This is a genomic window from Desulfosporosinus meridiei DSM 13257, from assembly GCF_000231385.2.
In the GTDB taxonomy this organism is placed as follows: Bacteria; Bacillota; Desulfitobacteriia; order Desulfitobacteriales; family Desulfitobacteriaceae; genus Desulfosporosinus; species Desulfosporosinus meridiei.
This window is the reverse complement of record NC_018515.1, coordinates 1,358,273-1,383,828: the sequence shown is the minus strand read 5'-3', so window position 1 is coordinate 1,383,828 and position 25,556 is coordinate 1,358,273. Positions and strand designations below refer to the sequence as shown.

Here is a 25,556-nt window from a genome sequence, read left to right as displayed (position 1 = left end):
AGACGCCAAAACCTATCTCGGTTTGGGTTAAGGATTTGCCTCCCGATAATCAAGAATATCGTTAATCACCTTGTATAGTGATTCTGATGACGTCTTAGAGACTCTTATATAATCAGTTTTTTATCAGATAATTCTGACATCAGAAGAATCAGGTCTAGTTTTTAAAATGTTATCTAGTATTTTGAATTGACACTTGATTGACAGAAGATTTCAATCTGATAGCACCTTTGTAACAAGTTGAGGTGCAACCGCGATCTGGTTACGTCCTCCTTTTTTGGCACAATAAAGTGCTTCATCAGCTAGTGACACAACTTTCTCTGGTGATGCTAAACGGTTCGTGTAAACGGTTACAACCCCGAGGCTAACCGTAACACATTCAGCAATGTCGGATGCAGCGTGTGGAATAGCAAGCTCTTCAACTGCTTTCCGGATTCGCTCTCCCAAAGATTTAGCCCCATTTTTGTCTGTCTCGGGCAGTATAACAACAAACTCTTCTCCTCCATATCGTGCAACAATGTCAGGCGCTCGCCCAACAATCGTTCTTAATGTAGTTCCAACCAGCCGCAAGCACTCATCTCCGGCTAAATGGCCATAGCGGTCATTGAATTTTTTAAAATAATCTACATCTAGCATGATTAGCGACAAAGTTGACCCAGATCGCTTCATCCTGTAAAACTCTGTTCTGAGAGCCTCATCAAAATATCTACGATTCGCCAAACCTGTCAGACTGTCAGTAATCGAATTGAGCTGAGCGGTATTCTTCTCGATTTCAAGCTGTTGAACCAGCTTTTGTATTTGCTGCTCTGCCAGCTTGCGCTCTGTAATGTCACGAATCACACTAATAATATGGGGTACTGTGTTAATCTCAATGATCCTGCCTGAGATCATTCCCACAAACTGACTTCCATCTTTACGTTGGAAAAGAAATTCCTCGTTTACACAAATTCCTCGATCATTCAACTTAGTTGTGAAAGACTTTTGATCCGCGATATTATGCCAGATTATTTTTAATGTAGCAGTTCCTATGACCTCGGCACGAGTGTAGCCACTTAATACTGAAAATCCAGTATTGACGTCAACAAATAAGCCATCATTCAATCGCGTTATCAATTCGGCATCTGGACTTGTGTTAAAGACCAATTGCAACTTTTCTTTTTCTACTTGATTTTCATTATTTAGCCTCTGATTTACCATGATAATCAACCCAAATGTCCATAAAGCACTTGTGATGATTGGAACAATAAATCCAACGATAAGAGTCGCCGCTTGGTCACTATATGAGCGCATAGGAGGTAACATAATTGCCAAAAAGGTACGTAATGTTGAAAAACATCCATATACGAGAAAAACAGTGGCGGTAAAGTTGGCTGAGCAAGAGATAAGTCTGTCATTTTTGAAGAAAAGCTGGTATGAGATCATAAATGAAATAATAGCTATCGTAGCTTGTACGACAACTGTACGTGAAGAAATATCATTATTGAAATACATGTAATTATAATAGGAAAGAGTAAAAAATAAAAAAATCGAAATTGGTATCCATTGATTCAATTTCTTATTTAGGAACTGTAAAATGCCGATATATAAGAAGATATGCCCTAAAATCACCAGTGGGTTAGCGATCCTGGCAAGCATTTCGAGGGATTTTACGGTTAACAGGGGCATAAAGATAAATCCCAGTGCCATTAAACTAGAACCCAGCAGCCAACATCCAATTCCACTGTAGGTTTTATTCACTCTATATTGGAGAAAAAGAGCGCTAACCTGGGTGACCAATGTCAAACTGAGGATAAAAGCAAGGGTTAGAATGTCAAGTTTTATAAACACCCCTCCTTTCAAGGATCTTGACATTATTCTCCTTCAACAGCCAAAATCCTTTAATTAACAACAAATCTTCCATCCTCTTCAAGCGTTATTATAAATTGATTTATTCTGAAAACCGCCCCCAGTTCTATACTGAATATTAACCATCTCAGAATAAAAGATATCCTTTCTCAGAAGTAATTCGAGAAAGGATATTTGGGAGGAAGCCTTCAATTGTTTATAATGGTAATGAGTGATTTTGTGAAATCTTTTATCAGGACGATGATTTTTGGAACTATTGACATAGAGTTTGAGAACCTGTTTTCGATCATTCATCCGGAATGGGGAAAAGTGTACAGATAGTTGTCCCACCGGAACTAGAGAATATCTTTAGCTTAGCTTTATGAGATTCTGCAATTCTAAAGCAAGTTGGTAGACCCAACCCAGTCCCACTGTCTTTAGTTGTATAGAAGGGGATTCCTAATTTCTTGAGGTTTTCTGGTTGAATGCCAGACCCCTCATCTTTAATTGAAAGCACTACCGTACTGTCCTCTACATAAGTTTTAATAGTTAGAGAACCACCCACCCCCATTGCTTCAAGTCCATTGCGTGTTAAATTCAGTAACAGTTGACAGATTTCTCTTCCGTCAAGATCCAAATTGGGAATTTCACCGGGAATAAAACGGATTTTTTTGTTTTGCGTAAAAGTATCTGCCTCTAGAAGTGGGTATAAATTAGTAACAATGTCGTTAAGATTTTGGGATTTAAATTCAGTAGGTTTAGTTTGAGCCAGCGCAAGAAATTCCGAAATAATAAAGTTTGCACGATCTAGCTCCGAAATCATCAAGTTGAAGGCATCCTTCTGGTCTGCATAATTGGGTTTTGCAGATATAAGTTGAAGATAACCCCTAACTGTCGTCATCGGATTCCTTATTTCGTGGGCTATACCAGCAGCCAACTGACCCACCAGGTTTAAACGCTCAAGATTAGCCATCTCTTTTTGAATACGCTTTTGTTCGGTAACGTCCATAATCCCCGTTATATGACAATGCTCTCCGTCCAAGAGGTTTTCTTCTGCTGACTTACGACTTGTAATATCACGGAAATAACAAGCTAGTCCATTGTCTGTAGGGCAAGCATTTATTTCTAACCATTTATTGCCTAGAGCTTCAGAGATGATTTCAAAAGTTATTGGGCAATTTTCGTAAATTACTTTATTATAGTTCAATAGGATGGTTTCATTAGCCTTAAATACTTGAGTTATTTTTTTGCCCAATACCTCATCCCGAGATTTACTAAAAGCAACTTCAGCTGCGCGGTTTACATAAGTGAATTGAAAGTCTCTATCTAAGGCATAAAAACCATCTGTCATACTTTCGACAATTGAAATTGTCTCTTCTTGAGCCTTAATTAATTTCTTATATGCTAATTTTTGCACGATAATATCCTTGTAAGCTAACACTATCCATATTGAAACGCAGCAGAAAAATAAGACCACTATAACATAGGTTATAAAGTCATAGGGCGTAATAACTACCTCCTTTTAACATTTAAAATTATGTTCATCGCACCTCAATTTTCAGAAGACGTTGACTGTGAAAAAGCGAAATTTTGTTATCTATATTTGTATTCCTCTGAGCTCTAGAAATTTAATGCCATTGGCGACACAAATATTATTTGATATTTGGACTCATTAAAATTATTGCAATAAATATAGTAAATAAATTGCCACCCGCATGAAACGGGTGTTTTTTGTTATGAAATGTAATTTTAGACGGTTTTAGGTGTTTTTTTGTAACGGTTTTAGTATAATGAAACAAATATTGGAAGGTAAATCTGCTGACATAATTAAAATCGGGAGACGAATAGGAGTTAGCAATATGATGGATTATATAAGATCGGTTCTATCTTTTATTTTCGCAATCAGCGTGATGTATATGCTTTTGGATTGTGAGATAATGCGCAAAAGAGACCGCTATCTGTTGGGGCTTTATGTAGCTATCATGCTAGTTTGTGATGGGTTGGTTTTGCTCAATTTAGGGTATGCACAGTTTATGAAACTATATCCCCTTCTTGTCCACCTTCCGGTATTTTTAGCATTTGTGTTCATCTCAAAATTCAAACCAATCAAGGTATTCTTTATTCTTTTGACACTCATCGCTATAAGCACATCATTCTCTTTAGTAGGACTTATTATTTCATCTTTTTTTGACTCCAGCAGGGAAATCGTGAACATTGTTTGCTATATCCTGTATCTGCCCACAGGATTTATAATTTACAAGTATATCCGTCCGCCATTTCTTTACATGATGAACAACACCGATAAAGGCTGGTTTGGCTTTTGCATTATACCGCTTTCATACTCTATACTTATTTATTCTATTGCAAAATATGATTTGGACAATGTTATCATTCGGCCAATTTTAAAGGATGCTGTGCTACTCTTTATTTTGACTCTTTCAGCCTATTTTCTGATTCTGCGCTTTTTTAAACAAACCAGAGAACAGATTACCCTCCAAAACGAACAGAATTTATTAATGACTCAAGTAGCCGCAGCACAGATTCATTTTGAATCATTGGAAGAATCACAAGAAAAAACAATGCTGTATCGCCACGATATGCGGCACCACTTGAATCTGATCAACTCCTATCTCGCAGACAACAACCAGGAGGCGGCGCAAAAGTATATTACAGAGGTCGAAGAAACTATTAACTGTGCTGTGGTTGAAAAATATTGCAGGAATTATACGGTCAATTTAATTCTATCTTCTTATATAGCGAGGGCCAAGAATGAACAGATTACTGTTGAAACTCAGATTAATCTCCCTCAGAAAAACGTCGTTTCCGATATGGATCTTTGTGTTATTTTTGCTAATGCCCTTGAAAATGCTATTAGTGCCTGTAAGGGTATTTATGGCACAAATGACAGAATCATAAAAATCGTCTCCAAAGTCAACAATAATAAGCTCTATATACAAATCACCAACAGCTTTGATGGCACGATCATATTTGTTGACGACATGCCGATAAGTACGGATACGAATCATGGCTTTGGCACAAAAAGTATCGCAGCGATAGCACATAAATACGGCGGGATGTATTCCTTCACAGCCGAAGACAGAATCTTTAAGACAAGCATTATTCTGTAGTAGCGTACTGTTGTAGAGTGATTTGCTTAATAAAAGGGTACAACAAAAAAGTCCTCATTAAGAAGGACAGTCTTTGCTTTAGTCCCTTTGAGCACAGCGAAAGGAATGGCACTTTTTTATGCTACATATTGCTATATGTGATGATAATTATAATGAATTATTACAGATAAACCAAATCGTAGAGGAGTTTAGAGCTTCTCATAGCTCTAAATACAACATTAAATGCGACATCTTTTCCAGCAGCTTGGATTTGCTTGCGGCAACAGAAAATCGTAAAAGCTACGATCTTTTAATTTTAGACGTTGTGATGCCTTTGATGACCGGTATTGAGGTTGCAACAGAGATTAGACAGAAAAGCAACCTATCCAAAATAATATTTTTAACCTCGTCACGCGAGTTTGCTGTAGATTCTTACAAAGTAGATGCTTTTTATTATCTTCTAAAGCCAATCAGCAAAGAAGAGCTTATGCCCATTTTAGAAAAGGCTTGTACTGAGATTGCTGATGAAAAGGAAAAAGGAATTCTTGTAAAATGTAAAACTTGTTTAACTAAAATTTTATTACATAATCTTGAATATACCGAGGTTTTAGGGCGAACATTATTCTTTCACTTAACAACGGGTGAGGTTTTGGAAAGCTATGGAACTATGAGCCAGCTTGAGAACGACTTGCTTAGGGATAAACGGTTTATTAAGCCCCACCGCTCTTACATTGTGAATATGGACAGTATTCACCGTATTACGGATAAAGACATCATCACCTTTTCAAATAAGCCTATTCCAGTCTCCAGAGAGCTCTATAAGACTATTAAACAGGCATATATCGATTATTCCTTTGAAGGGTGAAAAAAGCAGCCTTTTAGCTTCAAAAAACCTGCACATGGAGTTAAAAATCAAATGGTGCATCGATGCACCATTTGCCCTCTCTTTCGCGACGGAGGAGTAACCATGCCGAATCCATCGGCCTCAGGATCACGCAAACAGAAATTTTATATGTTAGTGTGTTAATGGTGGAGATGAGCAGCCTCTTAAAATGTATCAAATATAGAAGGAAAAGCAAAGGATAGAACATAATATTCAGTGTGTTAGCTCCTGGCGATCGGCAGCTTGCGGAATCTGTTCAAACCAATTGTTTTCAATTAATATTTCGACTCCATCTTTGGTATATTTCATAATTTCAATCATAAGACGAGTAAAAGCTGAACCGATATCCTGTCTTGCAGTATTGGTTATACCATGGCCATACGACTGGGCAATATATCCTATCATCACGGTCACATGATAGAGCATAAGCCTGTCACTATAGGGCGAATCTATGGAGTCAGTCACTCGAAAATCTAGGATTTCAGGACCCGGTAAGTCTTCTTTATGGAGAAAGGAGACCAATATGTCCAATTGTTTATCGGCCATATGAAGCCCTTTGATTAAATAATCTCTTATTTTTTCTGATTTTACCACTTGAGCAAACCCTAGTTTTAGAGCCCTCATATTTCTCTTAAAAGTCGTAATGTTAAAAATATTGCTGATCTCAATGGCATTAATCGGTCTATTGGCACCAAATATTGAGCCATAATAACCTTTGTTATTGATGAAAACAGTCTTTTTCGGTACTGGGATATTTGGCTGTTTAGTTAAAAGACCTTTAGCAATTAAGACATTATCAGCTGTCGCAATAACTGCCTTAGTACCATCTATAAAACCAGAAAATAACTGCCTGAAGTCTGAGCGGGTGCAATCACTAAAAGCAAAACCATAGTTAATCAGAATATATTTAGACGTAAAACGTGTGTACATGACACAAAATTCTTCAGAAAATAATTGTGGGGCATTAATATCAACATCTTCTTCTCCAAACCCGTAGGGTATCGGATGTAAGATTACATTAAACAAGTTCTCCATAGAATCTACTCTTTGGCTTGAAGTATTTAATGCAAATTGCAAAACCTTATGAAATGCAGGGTCTTTGGATTTAGCGACCATATGTTTTAGAAATGCAACGGACATACATTCAGCCATATAGCTTGACCAAAGATGGCATATCTCAGTTGCAGTCGGCATGACGTTTTCTAAATTATGATCAACTTCTGTAAAATTGACTTTTTCGGAATTAGTTTGAAGAGTTGTTTGTATGTTTTCCATCCTTACCTCCTGAAACAAGTAATACAATAATAATAATTCCTCGTAAAAAATTCTTTCAGGAATCTCAACCATATCTCATCTTTAATTCTATGAATTAACCTATTACGATCAATCTCAACAAGTCTATTATTTACTTATAAGCCTAATATTAATCAGATTCCCATGTAGAAAATATTAGCTTAGGACTATCCTATTAATGCGTTAGGTGAGTATTGTTTGGGTATATTAACTGCGGAGATAGCAAAAAAAGGAGGTGTTGCCTATATGACTATTATGAATAAACCCAATAGACTATCCAAGGAAAAATCACCCTATCTACTCCAACACGCAAACAACCCTGTAGACTGGTTTCCTTGGGGAGATGAAGCTTTTCAGAAAGCGAAAGCAGAGAACAAGCCAATTTTCCTATCTATTGGGTATTCCTAGTGGGTCACGAAGTTTACATGTCACTGGTGCCACGTAATGGAACGGGAATCCTTTGAAGACGATGAAGTTGCAGCCTTACTAAATCGCTACTTTATCTCTATCAAAGTCGACCGCGAAGAACGCCCGGACGTGGATCATTTGTACATGGCCTTCTGCCAAGCTCTCACAGGATCAGGGGGCTGGCCGCTGACAATTATGATGACCCCCGAGAAAAAGCCGTTTTTTGCCGGGACATATTTCCCAAAAACAGAGCGCTATGGCTATAAGGGAATGCTGGAGCTTTTAGAACAAGTAGGGACTCTCTGGGCAACTAATGAACATAAATTACGTGAGTCTGCGGATCAGATTGTGAATGCTGTCCATACCGGACGCTCAGTACCCAATAAAACCTCTCCAGTCTCAAGTAACCCTAATGATACCTCGGAATCCATCCAATCCTGGGGAAATAACGTTATCTCCCAGGCATATTCCGTCCTTGACCAGAGCTTTGACTCACGTTACGGAGGTTTTGGAAGCGCCCCAAAATTTCCAACTCCACATACACTAACCTTTCTCCTACGCTATGGGGAGGATCATCCTCAGGACCGAGCCCGGGAAATCCTCCGTAAGACTCTCGATGGTATGGCTCTCGGCGGGATCTATGACCATGTGGGATTTGGATTTGCCCGGTATAGTACCGACGATAAATGGTTAGTACCTCACTTTGAAAAGATGCTTTATGATAACGCCTTATTAGCCCTAGCGTATTTAGAAAGCTATCAAGCAACCAACTTTTCTAAAGATGCTCAAATCGCCCAAGAGATTTTCACCTATGTACTGCGAGATATGACATCGCCCGAGGGAGGTTTCTATTCAGCAGAAGATGCCGACGCTGAGGGGGAAGAGGGAAAATTCCACGTCTGGACTCCCCAGGAGGTTGAAGCCGTTCTAGATAAAGAGCTAGCGGCTAAGTATTGTGCTGTATATGACATCACTCCTAAAGGAAACTTCGAAGGAAAAAATATACCCAACCTTTTATTGGGAAATATCAAGCAGCTTGCCCAGGAGAACTCTTTATCTGAAGAGAAAGTATTGCAATCTCTAGAATCCGCACGGCAAGCACTCTTTAATGCACGGGAAAAACGAGTCCACCCTCATAAAGATGATAAGATATTAACCTCCTGGAATGGTTTGATGATTGCTGCCCTAGCAAAAGGGGCTCAAGTTCTGGGAGACACTTCCTATTTGAAAGCAGCTGAAAGAGCAACAGACTTTGTACTTACTCAGCTCCGGCGAAGTGACGGCCGTCTGATGGCCCGTTACCGTGAGGGTGATACTGCCTATTTGGGATACTTAGATGATTATGCCTTTCTAATTTGGGGTCTTCTGGAACTTTACTCTGCAAACGGCAAACCTGAAGTCCTCCAAACCATCCTGGAACTTCAAAAACAACAAGATTCTCTGTTTTTTGACGAAAAAGGCGGCGGATATTGCCTGACAGGCTCAGACGCAGAAGAACTTCTCTTTCGCCCCAAAGAAAGTTATGACGGTGCCCTTCCTTCTGGCAATTCCATCACTGCCCTCAATTTACTTCGTCTCGCCCGCCTAACCGGAGATGAACATTGGGAACAAAAGGCCCAGCAGCAATTGCTGGACTTCCGAACAGTTCTTGAAGAGCATCCTTCAGGGTACACAGCATTTATCCAAGCTATCCAGTATGCGCTTCATCCTTCTCAAGAATTGATACTGGCAGGCTCCCTTAACTCCACTGAACTTCCGGAAATGCGTAAACTTTTCTTCTCTGAGTTTCGTCCCTATTCATCAGTTTTGTACCAAGAAGGAAGTATTAGTGATATTGTCCCTTGGCTTCATGATTACCCTGTTGAGCCGGATCAAACGACAGCGTATTTATGCGAAAATTTTACCTGTCAAAGACCTGTTCACGAACTGGCAGACTTCCAAGCACTTCTGAACAATTCATAACAAATGATCGAAAACCAGGGCTGGCGCTAAGCTATAGGCTAAAAGCGACTAACCCTGGTTTTCCATGTATGAGATCTGCATTATCATGATAAATCTACACTATTACACCACAAAAAAAGAGCCTTCTAACTCATTTTGATATACTTCTTTTCAGGGCAGAACTCCACGCCGCTGCCGTACAGCACCAGCAGGAGTATTCCTCCTTCTACCTAAAGCAAGCATATCAGTCTAAGAAAAAGGCTCTACTTTTTTACAAATATTTAACGATTGTCCACAGCAACAATCATCAGAGAGGGACATTCTGCCAGGTTATAATCCATCGGCGAAGCAAGTTCCTCTTCATTCTCATAGAACATCCTGACGAAGGGCCGGTTAGGGAAGGCGGGGTTTTGTTTTACCACATTTCCTCTTTGTCCATTACTCAATAGAATCCCAGAACCTGACGGGTATACAGCAATATGTTTTTTAAATACTTCTAAAGTTCGAGGACAAAAATGGGAATTAGATTGAGAAACAATGTATTCATAAGCCTCATTAGGCTCAATAGCTTTGCGATAAATCCGTTTACTGGTCAAAGCTTCATAAACATCCGCTACTGCAGCCAATCTGCCATATTCATGAATTTCGCTTCCTTTAAGCCCTCTGGGGTAACCCGACCCATCCCACTTTTCCTGATGCTGAAAGGCCACATGCGCCGAAAGTAAACTGAAATCGTTATTTTTCCGTAAAATATTAAATCCATCTCCTGCGTGCTTCTTAATCTCCTCAAATTCCGCCTCAGTTAGAGGGGCTTTTTTATTAAGGATATGTTCTGGTATTAATATCTTTCCAATGTCATGCATGAGAATGCCCATACCAAACTCGATTAATTTTTGTTCAGAATATCCTGAAGCAATTCCTAAGACAAGGCCAACAATCGTTGAATTAATAGAATGGTGAAAAGTATAATCATCATACCCTTGCATGTCGGTCAAATTCCCTAAAATATCTGCACTAAAAAGTAGGTCGTTAATCATTTGCTGAACAGTTGATCGTACGTCAGCCACGACTAAAGTCCCTTCTTGACCACTCTCTATATAATTGCTGACATGCTTAATCGTTTTATAGGCAACTTCCCGAGTTTGGCCGGTAATCGACATATGAAATTCAACGTCTTCCAATCGATTATCCTGAATAAAAAGAACATCGTAACCCATGGTTATTAAACGTTCAATATAAGAAGCAGTCAGGCGAATGCCAGTCTGCAATAAAATTCTACCTGAAGAATTAATTACAGGACGTGCTAAAATCGATCCTTCCTTGACATAACGAGTACTTACCAACCGCATGAAAATTCACCCTATCCAAGATTTGTGTCTGTCTTTGTCTTATATATTTAGGCTTAATAGACTAAGTTCGTCAAATATCACTAAAAACCTTTATGAATTTATATTTTTTTAAAACTTTTCCCTTTAGTCCTAGAAAGTTTTACACTACCCTTGACAATTTAGAATATTATAGTTTCTCTCCAACCATTATAATCTACGAAAAGGATCACCGGCAACTTTTCTTCTTCAAGCAAAGGCAATAGCTACTATTGTTCAAATCCAGATATTGATCCCCTTGTTCCTAAAAATAAAAGAACTGCTCCCCTTTCGTAACAGATTTCATTATTTAATCTGTCTACTATTAGGGAGCATACCAATTCTAAAGATGGCTTAAATGCAGATCTAAAAGTTAAGCCTAACTTTCTAATACTACATCTGTTAACCGAAACTGTTCTACGTCAACCAAGCCTAAATCTGTAAGTTTTAATTCCGGGATAACAGGCAAAGAAAGAAATGCCAGGGTCATGAAAGGATCAACCATTCGATTAATTCCAAGACCGACTGCTAACCTATGTAACTCAGCTAAATTCTGAGCTACAGTTTCGGCATCCTGGTCTGTCATTAATCCGGCAATTGGCAAAGGGAGTTTTCCGATTATCTGATGGTTATCGACAAGACAAAGACCGCCACCCATCTCAACACAGGTTCTAATGGCTAAGTTCATTTCCTCGTCACTCATTCCAACGACAACTAAATTATGCGAATCGTGAGCGACTGTCGAAGCAATAGCTCCTTTGGTTAGGCCTAAACCTTCGACAAACCCTACCCCGATATTGCCAGTTCCATGATGACGTTCCAGCACAGCTAATTTGGCAATCTTTTGAGTTAAATCAGTCATAATCAGTCCATCTTTGACAGGCAGTTCCCGTATTAGGGCCCTTGTAACTAGGGAATGCTCTTGGACTCCAATGACCCGAACTTGAGCATGGCTCAAGGATTTGGATTTGCTATTGGCAAATACTCTAAGCTTTTTGGGTACCCAATCCGTTAAATGTACACTTTCAGTAAGTCCAGAGGCATCAGAGCGTGGAAATTTTGGCCGCTCGCCCTTTGGGCTTACCTTTGTTCCTTGCCAGTATACTTCCTCTATTGCAAAACTCTTTAAATCATTTAACACAACAAAATCCGCTTGATAACCAGGCGCTACCGCACCTAAGCGAGAGAGCCCAATTGCTCGGGCAGCATTGATCGTAGCCATCTGGATTACTTGAATTGGATCTACTCCTGCCTTAATCGCCAGGCGAACAAGATGATCGATGCTTCCTTCATTTAGAAGATCCCTGGGATGTCGGTCATCTGTGACTAGAAGACATTGTCCGGAATTTTGGCTCGTGACTGCAGGCAAAAGATCTAAAAGGTTCTTGGCCGCACTCCCCTCTCGCAACATAACATGAAAACCCCGTCGCAGACGTTCTCTAGCCTCTTCTACCGTGGAGCATTCATGTTCAGTATGTATTCCGGCTAGGAAATAAGCATTAAGATCCTGGGGAGATATTCCCGGAGCATGGCCGTCAAAGAAGGATACAGGAAGACTTAGCTTTTCCACCATATCCTGCTTAGCTTCGATAACTCCCAGGTAATCCATAACTTCTCCTAAACCTATAACTTTAGGGTGTCCGACGAATTGTAGGAGATCTGCAGCTTTGAGGCGGGCCCCGGACGTTTCTAAATCTGTTGCTGGTACACATGAGGGAAGTGCTACAAAGGTATTAAAGGGTAACCCATTAACACTATCCAGGATATATTGAATCCCTCGACTTCCTAAAACATTGGCAATTTCATGAGGATCTACAACCGCTGTAGTTACACCATGGGAAAGCAGAACTGAGCAGAACTCCTCCGGACAGAGATGCGAGCTTTCAATATGAACATGTCCGTCTATCAGGCCCGGAACAACATATTTACCGCACAAATCCAGCTCTTTTTCTGCTTCTGCAAAGGTGCCAATGCCGACAAAAGCTCCTTGATGGACTCCAATCTCTGTTTCGTGGATTTCTCCCGAAAAGACATTAACTAACATTGCTCCTCTCAGAACCATGTCAATCTTCACCAGGCCCCGGGCTTCATCCATTCTTTGTTTAAAGCTCGACATATGCTCATGCTCCATTCACGTATGATAAGGCTTCAATTTTTCATGATGTGCAAATAAATTTAAGGCTTCCTACTTGCATGCTTGATCTGCTTGCTTAATAGGAAGTGCCCCCTCTTGCCATCCAGGGCTATGGGGACACTTTTCGATCATTAACATAGCAATAAGAGGTAGTTTAAACAAGTCCCACCCGGTGCAAGACTCGATTCAGACTGCGGGTTGAGCTTACTTTAAGCTTCGGAACATCAATTGTTAACAGTTGGCGATCTTTCATGACAATTTTGCCGTCTACCATTGTCAGGCGAACATCAGAGGAAACCGCTTGATAAACCAACTGCGAATAAACATCAACATGTTCATTTGGCCAGGTGTGTAACCCCTGCAAGCTTACGACTGCCAAATCAGCTTTTTTGCCGACTTCCAGACTTCCCAAATCATGTTCGTGGCCGATAGCTCTTGCTCCACCCAAGGTAGCCAGTTCAAAAACTTCTCGCGCAGGCATAACAGTCGGTCCATGTAATGGCTTCTGAATCAAAGCGGCATGTCTCATTTCCCGGAATCCGTCTAAATTGTTGTTACAGGGTGCCCCATCGGCGCTTAGAGAAACCTCTGCCCCACGGCTCATAAGTTCCGGAATCGGCGCAATTCCAGAGGCCAGCTTAAGATTTGAAGACGGGCAATGTGAAATTCTTGTTTTGGTGCGGACAAGAATCTCCTTTTCTGCCTCATCAAGCCAGATACAATGAGCTAAGATTAGCTTGGGCCCTGTTAATCCGACCTTGTCCAGATAAATAATGTTCCTCATCCCTCGAGTACTTTCCACTAGTTCAATTTCAGAACGGTTTTCTGAGGCATGGGTATGGACAAAAGCATTCTTTTGGCGGGCAAGTTGCGAAACCTCTTTTAATAATGAATCGGTGCAGGAAATAACGAAGCGCGGAGTAAAGGCAACTTCTAGACGCCCATTTCCTTTACCGTGATATTTTTCAAACAAATCTACGCTTTCCTGCAGTGAATCCTCCGTCTTTTCTTGCAAGGAAAGTGGTATATCTCCATTGCAATCATCCATCATTACCTTCCCGCTCAAAGCTCTTAAGCCACTGGTCAGGATGGCTTCGAAGGCATGTTCAGTATGATGCACAGTTTCCATGTCAACAATCGTCGTTGTCCCACCCAGAAACAATTCTCCAATCCCTAATAAGGCAGAATCATATAAGGATTCCGGGTCATGGCCGCCTTCCAGAGGCCAAATTCTTAATTTAAGCCAATCTAAAAGTTCTAAATCGTCAGCCTGTCCTCGAAACAGAGTCTGACACAAATGAATATGAGTCTGAATTAAACCTGGTATTAGTAAATCTCCATTAAGGTCAATAACTTGATCTACAGGATCTTCGATAACTCCCCCAACTGCAACAATCTGTGATCCATCAACAAGCAGATCACCTTGGAGTATTTCCCGTTCAGAATTCATTGTAACAATATTCGCATTTTTAAAGAGGATACGCATCCAATTCCCATCCTTTCCTATATTGCTAACGGCGCTCTCCTAGGATTCTAAAAACGCCGAGCATTAGGTGTCTAGGCACTCTACTCTATTGAATTATAAAATTAAAATTAGAAGTTAGAAACCTTCAATTATTAGTATGCAAAAAAACTACTAATTGTTTGAGAATATGGAGAGATGTGTCACCACATCTCTCCCAGATTTTAAGTTAAAATCAGCCACCACCAAGTATAAAGTGGACGATAAATAGGACTGTTAAGGTATACGTGACTGGATTGTTATCCTTGTGTTTTCCGGTAATCAGTTTAATAATCGTGTAAGACATAAATCCAAAGGCCAAACCTTGAGCGATTGAGAAGGTTAGAGGCATCATAACAATTGTCATAAAGGCCGGTAACGCTTCGGTAAAGTCATCAAATTTAATTTGAGTGACTTCACTCATCATTAAAACACCCACTAGAATAAGAACCGGAGCAGTAGCTTGTCCAGGAATCAACCCGACAAGGGGAGCAAAAATTAAGGAAACCGCAAACAGACAGGCCACAACAACCGCTGTTAAACCACTTTTTCCGCCTTCGGCAACCCCGGAGGCACTTTCAATATAGGAGGTTACTGTAGGAGTTCCCATGGTGGCACCGAACATTGTTCCCACAGAATCAGCCATCAGGGCTTTACCGGCACGAGGCAGGTTTCCGTTCTCATCTAAAAGACCGGCTTTACGGGAAACTCCAAGCAGAGTTCCGATATTATCAAATAAGTCAACAAAGGTAAACGCAAAGAGGATTGAGATAAAGCCATAGCTTATGGCTCCCATAATATCCAATTGGAAGGCAACCGGTGCGATAGCTGCTACAGGATTAGAGGTAGCAATAAAGCTGGATATTCCCGTCGGAAATGGTGAAACGCCCATGATCATGCTAAATGCGGTAGTTGCTGCGATTCCGATTAACAAGCCGCCTTTAACATTTTTAGCCATCATCCAGCCGGTAACGATTAGTCCGAAGACAGTAACCAGAACCCCAGGGGACTTCATATCACCCAAGGCAACAAAGGTTGCCGGATCCGCAATAATTAGTCCGCCATTTTTCAGTCCAATAAAAGCAATGAATAAACCTATACCTACTCCAATAGAAAGTCTCAAGACCTGAGGCACACCTTCGATAATCCATTCTCGAACTTTTGTTACTGTCATAAGAAAGAAGACAAAACCAGAGATAAAAACCGCACCAAGTGCTGTTTGCCAACTAAGTCCCATTCCTAAAACTACTGCGTAGGTGAAAAACGCATTTAGCCCCATTCCCGGTGCCAAAGCAATCGGATAATTTGCATACAAACCCATGATCAGAGTACCGACTGCCGCCGCAATTGCCGTTGCAGCAAAAGTGGCAGTTACCGGCATTCCGGCATCCTTCAAAATATTCGGATTAACGAATAGAATGTAGGCCATGGTAACAAAGGTGGTTATACCTGCGATGACTTCTGTACGAACATTTGTCCCTAATTCATTGAGATGAAAAAACTTTTCTAAAAAGCCTTCTGGTTGACCTGAAGGTGGATTTTTCTTATTTGTAACGGTTGACATGGACAGCCCTCCCATTAAAATAAACTTTCCCATTGTAATTTTTTCATTTGTTTTTCTAGTTTAAGCTAAATTCATTGATTTTATTAAACTTTGTTTGGAATACTTCCTTACTGAATAAGTGCAACATAAGCTTAACCTTAATTGATGACTACTGGGTTATAGTTAACGATTCACCTCCCCATTTTTTTCAGCTAGCGCTTTTAAGATCTTTTCAGGCGTCGCTGGTATAGACGTAATCCTTACTCCCACAGCATCATCAATAGCATTAATGATGGCCGCAACTGTCGGAAGCATTGCAGGTTCACCAAGTCCCTTAGCGCCAAAAGGACCAGTGGACTCTGCATCTTCTACAAAAAATGCTTCTATATTAGGCACATCTAAGGCCGTGGGAATCAAATAGCTGGAAAAGGCTGGATTCTTAATTTTCCCCTCGTGCAATTCTAATTCCTCAAGCAAAGCATACCCAATTCCTTGAGTTACTCCGCCTGCAATTTGCCCCTCTACTTGAGTCGGATTTAGAGCTTTCCCTACATCATGAACTGCTACTACTTTAAGAACCTGAACCATACCTGTTTCAGTATCAACTTCAACTTCAGCTGACTGACATCCAAAAGAATATGGCCAGTAAGGAGCTCCTTGCCCGGTCTCCGGATCAACTGGGGTTGAACGAGCAGTCGAGCTTTCTGCACTAATGAACCTCTCGCCCCGTAAACGAGCTTGAAAAACCAGGTCTGCCAAAAGCATCTTACGAGTAGGATCACCTTTTACTCCGATAAATCCCTCTTTAAGTTCAATGCCTTCTGGAGTTGGGCATGAAAACTCACGTGCAGCATAGACCAGCAACGAAGATTTTGCTTGGCGAACGGCCTTTAAAACAGCATTTCCCGTATTGTAAGTTTGCCTTGTTGCTGCCGTTGTTCCTGAATCCGGAGTAGCATCCGTATCCCCGGAATAGACACAGATATCCTGAGCCTCCAGCCCAAGTTCTTCTGCCGCGATTTGAGCAAAGATCGAGTTACTTCCTTGACCTACATCAACGGCACCTGTCAATACTGTGGCCGAACCGTCATCATGAATTTCCACAAAGGCACTGGAAACATCCGGGAAGCCATTCCCATAACCTGTGCCATACCAGGAACACCCTAAACCGATTCCTCTCTTTTTCACTCGGACTCCCCCCCTCTTTGGAGATAAGGTGTGACTTTTGCCAGGCACTGATCCAGCGGAACACTGCTGGTCAACACTTGTCCGGTTGCTGTAGTACTTCCAACTTTGAAGATATTTCGCAAGCGAATCTCTAAAGGAGAAATTCCGATCTCCTTAGCTAACAGATCCATTTGGCTTTCATAGGCCAAGACAGTTTGAGCTGCCCCAAAACCTCTCATAGCTCCTGTAAATGGATTGTTGGTAAACACAGCGTAACTATCAATTGAGACATTAGGAATGACATAAGGACCGGTTGCATGGACTGCAGCCTTACGCAAGACGTTGATACTCCATGAAGCATAGGCACCTGAATCCCCAACGATCTTGGCTTCCATGGCCACTAATTTGCCATCTTTTGTTGCGCCTGTCTTATATTGCATCCGCATGGGGTGGCGTTTGGAATGGGAATAAAATGACTCTTCACGAGTGTTTTCCATTTTCACCGGTCGAAGGGTTTTCCAAGCCATTAAGGCGGCAATGATCTGGAGTGAAATATCTTCACGTCCTCCGAAAGCTCCTCCCACCGCCAAGGTTTTGACTTGCACCTGACTAAAGCGCAGCCCTAAAGCATGAGCAATCTCCCCGCGATCATAATGGGCGTATTGAGTAGCTGTTTGAACTACCAGGTGTCCTCGTTCATCTAAATAAGCCAACACCGCTTCAGGCTGCAAAAAGGCATGGTCCACATGTTGGGTACTATATTCCTTTTCTATCACAACATCTGCTTTGGCCCAGCCTTCTTCCATTGATCCCCGTCTTATGGGCATGTGATAAAGAACATTCGTTGGCCGCAGGGCTGGATGAAGAGGCAGGACATCAGGCTTCATGGCCTCCTCCGGGTCAAAAACAGTAGGCAGAACTTCGTACTCTACTTGGACACGCTTAGCGGCTTCTCGGGCAATTTCCTCCGTCTCAGCTCCCACAACAGCTACCGGATCTCCTACCATCCGGACATACTCAGCCAAGACAGGTTGGTCACGGAAGAGTACCCCGTGGGCATTGTGTGGAACATCTTTTGCGGATAGAACAGCCACCACTCCGGCCATTTCCAGGGCATAGTCGCTGTTAATGCTTAAAACTCTGGCATGGGGATGGGGACTGCGGATAACCACAGCATAGAGTTGACCCGGCAGATTTACGTCGGCAGGGAATTTTGTTTGTCCAAATACTTTTCCCCAAGCATCTTCTCTGGTAACTCGTGAACCAACCACTGAAGTTTTCATTGTTTTCCCTCCTCAGCGGCAATTTTCACAGCACGCAAGATTTTATCGTACCCAGTACAGCGACAAAGATTCCCAGACATGGCAATCCCTATCTCAGTTTCACTGGGGCGAGGGTTCTTATCTAATAAATTCTTGGCTGACAAAACCATGCCCGGAGTACAAAAGCCACATTGAACAGCTCCAACTTCTACAAAAGCCTTTTGTACCGCATGGGGAGAACGACGATTCCCTACTCCTTCAATGGTTGTAAGCACACTCCCATTGGCTTGAGCAGCCAAGACAAGACAGGAGTTGACAGTTTTACCGTCCATAATAATGGTGCAGGCTCCGCATTCTCCTTCCCCACACCCTTCTTTGGTTCCCAGGAGCCCTAAACGGTTGCGCAAAGCATCAATGAGACGTTCACTTGGTTCTACGTTCAAGGTATATGGCTTTTCATTGACGACAAGTTTAATCTCTATCATACTATTGTCCCCCCCTCAGGAATGATGGATGTCAAAGCCTCACGAAAGACTCCGGCTACAGCTACTCTCTTATAGGGCGCGGAGGCACGAGTTCCTAATGCCTCTCGCACAATCTGCTGAACTTCTAAAACACCCTTTTCCAGCAATTCATTATTCAATTCTTGTCCACTTAATTCTTGACCCAGAGCTTCACTTAAGAAAGCACGTCTGCCAACTGCCCCTAAAGCAACGCGAACATTATCTGTTCGACCTCCATTTAATTGGACTGAGATTGCAACACTGAGACGAGCAATAGCCAGGGCTTTTCGCCTGCCTAACTTAGCGAACCCAGTTTTCTGTCCATTCACGGGAATGCGGAATCCTCTGATCAGAGTTCCCTGCTCCAGCAGAGGTGTCCGGCTCAGAAGAGACTCTACGGATAAAATCTCTTTTCCTGTCTTTGTATTTAGACAGACCTCCGCTCCTAAGGCCAATAGGGCCGGCAAACCATCCGCTGCCGGGGAACAATTACCCAGGTTTCCGCCTAAAGTTGCTTGATTGCGTATTTGCGGAGAACCCATTGTTTGACAGGCTTGCCAAAGGGCATGGGCCTTCTGAAAAACAAGCTCACTTTTTCCTAATTCAGCAAAGGTTGCCATACTTCCGATCTCCAAAGATCCTTCAATTTCCTTTATTTCTCGCAGTACTGAAATCTTGCCCAGGTCTATCAGACCTAAGGGCTGGACTTTTCCCGTGCGCATATGAAGTACAAGATCTGTTCCTCCGGCTAAGAAAGTTGCCTCAGATGTATGAGCAATTTCTAATGCCTCTTCTACGCTCTGCGGTTGAAAATACTTCATTTTCTCACCCCTATTATCATTCTAAGAGTCCTGTTGTTAAGTGTTTAAATTTTCTGTCAACTTTTGGGCACACAAAAAAACAACCTCTATTGCTGGATTCTATGAACCATCTCTGGCTCATAGAGAAGCAATTACGGTTGCCTCGTAGAAACCCCCGATCCAATTATCAGGGATATATGAGTAAAAGAAACAGTATTCAATTATTCTAGGACTCTAAAATCAGTTCGGACTCAGCGGGTAACAAAACATAGAGAATTTGTATAACAATAAAGTAAATTCATTCTATAATATACAAATTCGATATGGATCTGAAATATCCTTCTTTCTAATTCAAAAAATAATCTTACAAATGATCCACTATTTTCTATGTTAAAGAGGCCTGCATTAATTTGTCTCAATATTACAGTTGTAGACCAATCATAATAACAAGCCACCTGAAACCTTCTACTTATTGAGGGTTGGGCTAATTAAACCGGATTCCATGATACTCAATAAAACGGCTGCCCCTATAGCACGTGCTTTTTCCGAAATCGTCCAACAATACTCTTTTTGCCCCCGAGGATCGATATCCCCAACTTTAATGTTTGCTGAGATTTGGGTATTAGTCCTTAATAAACCTCTTAAAACCCCGTCAATCAAGGTAATGACCTTTGCAGTCTGTATGCCGTCCTCAATTTCACCTAAACAATCTCCTGCCGAAACCTGTTCCCCAATATCTCGCTTTGCTCTGAAAATCCCGGTAATAGTTGAATAGACCACACGGTCTTTCGAAATACCCTTGACATCCCCCGGAATACCTGTATTAGGCTGGGCCGGTCCAGAATAAATAATCCTGCCCAGATTATGCCCACGATTAGTTTCTATAACAAGGTCTACGTCTTCACCGGCAGTAAACCCTGGTCCCAAACCGATGGTCATTGGGGCCATATTCCGCTTTGTTCCTAAGTTTTGCTTGGCCATGATAGCGTCAACCAATATCTCCGGTTTAAGCGCCGGTAACACCTCTAAATCAGGATCGACTATAATCGGAATCTCTCCAGCTTGCCAAGCAGTTTCCCAACCCAAGGATGGTGAATCTACACGGCAAGCAGTAATCCCTTCAACCTGCCATCGACCTTCTTCAACTGCCGTCCCATAACAAACCGGCCAGCGCACCATTAAGGGCTTAGCGACTTCCGTCATTACCACTCGAAACCCCGCTTTGGCCAAAGCCCAACCTACTCCGGAAGCTTGTTCTCCTGCCCCACGAATTAAAACTACCGGTCCATTCATCACCAGTTTACTGTACATGGCATACTTCTCCTTATCCTAAAAAACATTATGTTGGCTAAATAAAGCTTGGTATTGCTCAGGGGTATCAACATCATTTAAACAGCTTTCTTCAACTGGTAACTTCCGCCATCGATCCGGATAACGATTTAAAACCACTCTTCCCCCTTGTTCCCCTTGAAGAGCGAACAATTCCGGAACATATCGCTTATGAAAAAAGACGGGAGATCCAGCTGTTTCCCCAGTCATTGGTACAAGAAAGTCGGGAGAATACTTAATAACCTCTGCCAAGCAGGCCGACAACATCTGAGCAGTAACGCCTACCTGATCACCTTGTAAGAATGCGTAACTGTGAACCTCACTGTTCAGATCTTGTAACCCTATCTTAATGGTTTCGGCCAAAGGCCTGGGATTGGGATCTAAAAGCCAGATCCCGTTGTGCTGATAAAACTCCCCGATCCTATCTTCCGAAACATAATTCTCAATGGGCTGCCGCGCGACTACCTGAATCTCCATCTCGGATGCCAAAGAACTTGGTTGATTTTTAACAACTGCCAAGACTGTATCTAATACATGCCCCAGTACAGTGGTATCCTTCCAGGGGAGGGCCAGCTTGTCTTTACCCATTCGACTGGCTAAACCGGCAGCCATTACCACAAATCGAACCATCGCAACTCCCCCTCTTTGGCATCCCCTACGGCTATACGCAAATTACACGGCCGCTTTTCTTCACATTCACTGTCAGTATTAAGATTCCCTTGCATTTCTTCCCATCTATCCTTGAGGGCAAGTAATAGATCTACGGGATCAATAGGATCTATTACTTGCTTATTTTCAATAATTTTCCCTGGGCCATTTAAGAGAATAACCCAAGACATTTCCCTATATTGAGAAGCAAAGACAGGAGATCTCAGAAAATAACTCCAAGCACTCTCAGCGTTCCAGACCTTTCCCAGAAGATCCTGACAGAGATGAGGTCTATGAACTTGGTCGACCTGCAGAACATTTCCCCATAGCCCACGATCTAACATTAACACTGCACAATCCGTCTGCTTAGGAATTTGCGGTTCGTAGGTCTCCCAACACTTTAGTTTGCGTTCTCGAGCCCCATCTCCCTCTATCACCCAATAAGGTTTAATTAGACCTTCGCTTCCGCACTGAACACCTGCCTGGCTGCTTTGCTGCTCCGATGTCAGAAGATCCTCAGCGATAGCTTCATCAACGGCTTTGAGCGAAGGTCCAATCCACTTTCCGCTCTCCTCCTCAGTTCTATCATACCAGAACCAAGCACCCTTTTCATTTGGAGGAGGAGGGCCGGGACTCTTCCAGGCACTCATTTGGTTCTCGGGATAAACTTTTGTTGTTGTCGTCGCTACAACTTGTAAACCCGCGGATAGGATTTCGCGAGTCAGGGATCGGACACAGGTTGTTTTTCCGCCAGCCCCGATGAAGGTAGTCACAGGTGATTTTCTGGTCATATTCCATAGGCTGCCGCTCTCTGTTTTCAGTCCGGCGGTTAACCTCGAACTACTCATAATTTCTCCTTAACCATATTTTTCTAACCGTGGTAACTGTAGAGGATGGAAAAATAGGGGTCGCTCGGGGCAGGGCGGCTTCGCCCACATCCGATCACTCAGCATTCCAAGGCTGGCCCACGCGCTGTCCTGGGAGCTCCGCCAAACCACTGGGTAATACCTGAGGTGAACCCGTGGCTCCGCTTCCCCAGGTCAGCTTGTGGGCTTTACCGCCTCTCCATGCAATGGGTTCACTCCTGTGGATCGAAGCCGCCCTGTCTTTCGGGTCTATTATTCGTAAGTATTATTTTGGGTGTTTTTCAGAGTACAGTAGACCCTCATGCAGCTACTTAGGCGGCACCATCAGGGGATGAAAAGTTAAACTTTCTTGCAGCACCGTCTTCGCACGGGTTAACACAGCTGAAAATCGCTCCGCCCCAGAGCCCGACAGGATGTAAAACCATCTATTTCTTGTTATAAGGAGTATCTCGCAAAGGCAAAGCGCATCGCAGCTTGCCATCAAATTTGTAGTAAGCCGACGCTACAGCCGGAGCCGTCGGAATCGAGGCAATCTCTCCTACTCCTTTAGCCCCATAAGCTAAGGGGGATGAGTTCTTTTCAATGATTACGGACTCCACATCAGGCATTTCCGTTGAGCGCAACAGTCCTAACTTAGCATACTTAGCAGTGGGGACTCCATTTAGCAGAGGGAAATCTTCCCGCAGAGCATAGCCCAAACCCATGCATACTCCGCCTTCAATCTGGCCTTCTATTGCTTTTGGATTGATAGCCCTTCCCACATCATGAGCAGCTATAACTTTTTCCACCATTCCCTGTTCATTCAGTAAAACCACCTGAGTTGCATAACTATAGGCCACGTGACTGATGGGGTTTGGCTTATCCGAGTCCATGGGATCGGTTTTTCCAAAGTATTCGCCATAGAACTCTTGACCTTCTAATTCCTCAAGAGTGGAGGCATGCATTGCTTGCTGCATTTTTAAAGACGCTTGACGTACGGCTTCGCCGCTGAACATCGTCTGACGTGAGGCAGTTGTCGTCCCAGAGTTAGGGGTTAAGCCTGTATCAGGAGCTCCAACTTCAATTTTTTCTAAAGGCAGTCCTGTTGCTTCATGGACGATCTGAGTTGCAATAGTAGCAAAGCCCTGGCCGATGCAGGCAGCACTTGTCAGGACGACAGCTTTGCCATTAATAATTTTTAGTTTTACCCTGCCGGTATCAGGCAGTCCTACTCCAATGCCGGTATTTTTCATGGAGCAGGCAATACCTGCTGCGTGAGGATGTGCTTCGTAGACTTCACGAACTGCACGAAGTGTTTCCTTAATAGCGGTTCCTTCATCTGTGATCTGCCCCGTGGAATTAACCATCCCCGGTTCCAGAGCATTAAGATAGCGAATTTCCCAAGGAGAAATCCCGACTTTTTCAGCTAAAAGATCCATATGTGTTTCAGATGCAAAGGCAGACTGCGGAACACCGAAACCTCTAAAGGCACCGGCGGGGGGATTATTGGTATAGACGCATAAGCCGGTAATATCGACATTATCTATTTGATAAGGACCGCTGGCATGAGTACAAGCACGCTGGAGAACTGCTGTTCCTAAAGAAGCATAGGCTCCGGTATCCGCAACAATCTTAGCTACCATAGCCGTCAGTTTTCCCTTTTCATCACAGCCTGTGGTAACCTCTAATTCCATGGCATGCCGCTTAGGATGAACTAAGATGCTCTCTTGCCGAGTAAAGGTTAGCTTTACAGGTTTTTGGGTTTTCACTGCCAGCAATGCCGCATGGTGCTGGACACTTAGATCCTCTTTACCACCGAAACCGCCACCAACCAGTTTGCTGATTATCCGGACTTTTTCCTCCGGCAGACCCAACATAGCCATAATTCCATGTTGATCATCATACACACTTTGATCCCCAACATAAACAGTAATTCCCCCATCCTCTTGAGGGATAGCTAGGGCACTTTCAGGTTCCATAAAAGCATGTTCAGTAGGAGGAGTCGAGAAATGATTGGTAACCACAAAGGCTGATTTGGCCAGGGCTTCTTCGGTATTCCCTCGCTTAATCTTAGTTGTGCTTAACAGATTTCCTTTCTCGTGAATACGAGGAGCCCCATCAGCAAGCGCTTCTGTCGGGCTTAAAATAGGTTTAAGCTCTTCATACTCAACTTTGATCAATGCCACAGCTTCTCTGGCTTGTTGTTTGGTTTGAGCAGCTACTAAAGCAATGGCATCCCCTATATACCTGGTTTCTTGTCCGATGGAAACCAGAGTCGGCCAATCATGGAAAATGTGACCATGGTTGCGATCTGCCGGAATGTCTTCTGCTGTTAAGACGGCTTCAACCCCAGGATAGGCAAGGGCTGGAGAAATATCAATGGCTTTGACAATTGCTCTCGGGTATTTGGTTCTTAAAACTGCTGCATGCAGCATGTTTTCCACATGCATATCATCCACATATTGTCCGGTTCCCATTGCTTTTTCACGAGCATCAACTCGTTGAATACTCGTTCCAATTCCTGCACTGGCCTGAAGTGACTTCGGGTGTATTTCCCCTCTAAGGACTTGCGCAGCTAATGATATCCCCAGCTCTATCTTGATATACCCTGTGCAGCGGCATATATTCCCACGAATACTTTGCTTTATCTCTTGAGCCGTAGGATTAGGATTCTTATCAATTAAGGCTTTAGCACTGATAATCATTCCGGGGATACAAAAACCGCATTGTACCGCGCCGGCTTCGGCAAAGGCCCAAGTATAGGCCTCCTTTTCTCGCTCTGACAGCCCTTCGACAGTTAAAAGTTTTTTCCCGGATGCTTTGGCAACAGTGAGAATACAAGCTCTCATTGCCTTTCCGTCGACTAAGAGCATACAAGCACCGCAAGCACCTTCTCCACATCCGTTTTTGAGAGAGGTTACCTGAACCTCGTCACGCAAGAAATCCAGGAGATTCTTATCCTCTTGCACATTATGAACTGCGCCGTTAATATCAATCGTATACATTG

At 42.6% G+C, this 25,556-nt stretch carries 17 protein-coding genes, 1 pseudogene and 1 riboswitch; of the genes and pseudogenes, 3 read left to right on the top strand and 15 right to left on the bottom strand.

Annotated elements, in window-relative coordinates; translation table 11 throughout:
- Positions 1-210 precede the first annotated feature (210 nt).
- Together DESMER_RS06375 and DESMER_RS06365 are read right to left on the bottom strand one after the other, a co-directional pair.
- Positions 211-1,848, bottom strand: coding sequence for a sensor domain-containing diguanylate cyclase (locus tag DESMER_RS06375; protein ID WP_014902249.1), 1,638 nt, complete (start codon positions 1,846-1,848; stop codon positions 211-213).
- 280 nt (positions 1,849-2,128) lie between these two features.
- Positions 2,129-3,238, bottom strand: coding sequence for a two-component system sensor histidine kinase NtrB (locus DESMER_RS06365; protein ID WP_014902248.1), 1,110 nt, complete (start codon positions 3,236-3,238; stop codon positions 2,129-2,131).
- A 442-nt stretch (positions 3,239-3,680) separates the two neighbouring features.
- On the opposite strand from DESMER_RS06365, the gene DESMER_RS06360 reads away from it, so the two are divergent.
- Positions 3,681-4,949: an ATP-binding protein gene (locus tag DESMER_RS06360; RefSeq protein ID WP_014902247.1), complete on the top strand. Its 1,269-nt coding sequence runs from the start codon at positions 3,681-3,683 to the stop codon at positions 4,947-4,949.
- 118 nt (positions 4,950-5,067) lie between these two features.
- A complete protein-coding gene (locus tag DESMER_RS06355; protein ID WP_014902246.1) occupies positions 5,068-5,793 on the top strand; it encodes a LytR/AlgR family response regulator transcription factor in 726 nt (241 codons plus the stop codon).
- A 231-nt stretch (positions 5,794-6,024) separates the two neighbouring features.
- Here the strand turns inward: DESMER_RS06355 and DESMER_RS06350 are convergent, their stop codons facing one another.
- Positions 6,025-7,086, bottom strand: a complete 1,062-nt coding sequence (locus tag DESMER_RS06350) for a DUF3231 family protein (protein ID WP_014902245.1) — start codon at positions 7,084-7,086, stop codon at positions 6,025-6,027.
- A 264-nt stretch (positions 7,087-7,350) separates the two neighbouring features.
- Between DESMER_RS06350 and DESMER_RS06345 the strand changes: the two are divergent.
- Positions 7,351-9,474 (top strand): annotated as a pseudogene (locus DESMER_RS06345) (thioredoxin domain-containing protein).
- 260 nt (positions 9,475-9,734) lie between these two features.
- Here the strand turns inward: DESMER_RS06345 and DESMER_RS06340 are convergent.
- The 12 genes from DESMER_RS06340 to xdh form a co-directional block, all read right to left on the bottom strand.
- Positions 9,735-10,802 carry an HD-GYP domain-containing protein gene (locus DESMER_RS06340; RefSeq protein ID WP_014902244.1) on the bottom strand — a complete coding sequence of 356 codons (1,068 nt, stop codon included), beginning with the start codon at positions 10,800-10,802 and terminating at the stop codon, positions 9,735-9,737.
- Between the two features lie 394 nt (positions 10,803-11,196).
- Positions 11,197-12,933 (bottom strand): adenine deaminase, encoded by a 1,737-nt coding sequence (ade, locus tag DESMER_RS06335; protein WP_014902243.1) that lies wholly within the window; start codon positions 12,931-12,933, stop codon positions 11,197-11,199.
- A gap of 172 nt (positions 12,934-13,105) precedes the next feature.
- Positions 13,106-14,437 carry a 5'-deoxyadenosine deaminase gene (locus tag DESMER_RS06330; protein WP_014902242.1) on the bottom strand — a complete coding sequence of 444 codons (1,332 nt, stop codon included), beginning with the start codon at positions 14,435-14,437 and terminating at the stop codon, positions 13,106-13,108.
- A gap of 211 nt (positions 14,438-14,648) precedes the next feature.
- Positions 14,649-16,016: an NCS2 family permease gene (locus tag DESMER_RS06325; protein WP_014902241.1), complete on the bottom strand. Its 1,368-nt coding sequence runs from the start codon at positions 16,014-16,016 to the stop codon at positions 14,649-14,651.
- A gap of 162 nt (positions 16,017-16,178) precedes the next feature.
- Positions 16,179-17,183 carry a xanthine dehydrogenase family protein molybdopterin-binding subunit gene (locus DESMER_RS24825; protein ID WP_014902240.1) on the bottom strand — a complete coding sequence of 335 codons (1,005 nt, stop codon included), beginning with the start codon at positions 17,181-17,183 and terminating at the stop codon, positions 16,179-16,181.
- Positions 17,180-18,445, bottom strand: coding sequence for a xanthine dehydrogenase family protein molybdopterin-binding subunit (locus DESMER_RS24820; RefSeq protein WP_014902239.1), 1,266 nt, complete (start codon positions 18,443-18,445; stop codon positions 17,180-17,182). The genes DESMER_RS24825 and DESMER_RS24820 overlap by 4 nt, the downstream gene beginning before the upstream one ends.
- Positions 18,442-18,909: a (2Fe-2S)-binding protein gene (locus DESMER_RS06310; RefSeq protein ID WP_014902238.1), complete on the bottom strand. Its 468-nt coding sequence runs from the start codon at positions 18,907-18,909 to the stop codon at positions 18,442-18,444. The genes DESMER_RS24820 and DESMER_RS06310 overlap by 4 nt, the downstream gene beginning before the upstream one ends.
- Positions 18,906-19,748 carry an FAD binding domain-containing protein gene (locus DESMER_RS06305; protein WP_014902237.1) on the bottom strand — a complete coding sequence of 281 codons (843 nt, stop codon included), beginning with the start codon at positions 19,746-19,748 and terminating at the stop codon, positions 18,906-18,908. The genes DESMER_RS06310 and DESMER_RS06305 overlap by 4 nt, the downstream gene beginning before the upstream one ends.
- 100 nt (positions 19,749-19,848) lie before the next feature.
- A riboswitch (purine riboswitch) is annotated at positions 19,849-19,948 on the bottom strand.
- 244 nt (positions 19,949-20,192) lie between these two features.
- The gene (yqeB, locus tag DESMER_RS06300; RefSeq protein ID WP_014902235.1) at positions 20,193-21,038 is read right to left on the bottom strand and encodes a selenium-dependent molybdenum cofactor biosynthesis protein YqeB; all 846 of its coding nucleotides are present in this window, start codon (positions 21,036-21,038) and stop codon (positions 20,193-20,195) included.
- An 18-nt stretch (positions 21,039-21,056) separates the two neighbouring features.
- Positions 21,057-21,686 carry a nucleotidyltransferase family protein gene (locus DESMER_RS06295; RefSeq protein ID WP_014902234.1) on the bottom strand — a complete coding sequence of 210 codons (630 nt, stop codon included), beginning with the start codon at positions 21,684-21,686 and terminating at the stop codon, positions 21,057-21,059.
- Entirely contained in the window at positions 21,668-22,552 is an 885-nt protein-coding gene (locus DESMER_RS06290) for a hydroxylase accessory protein YqeC (RefSeq protein ID WP_014902233.1), read from the bottom strand. Before DESMER_RS06290 ends, DESMER_RS06295 begins: the two co-directional genes overlap by 19 nt.
- A gap of 443 nt (positions 22,553-22,995) precedes the next feature.
- Positions 22,996-25,554 carry a selenium-dependent xanthine dehydrogenase gene (gene xdh / locus DESMER_RS06285; protein WP_014902232.1) on the bottom strand — a complete coding sequence of 853 codons (2,559 nt, stop codon included), beginning with the start codon at positions 25,552-25,554 and terminating at the stop codon, positions 22,996-22,998.
- Positions 25,555-25,556: the final 2 nt, after the last annotated feature.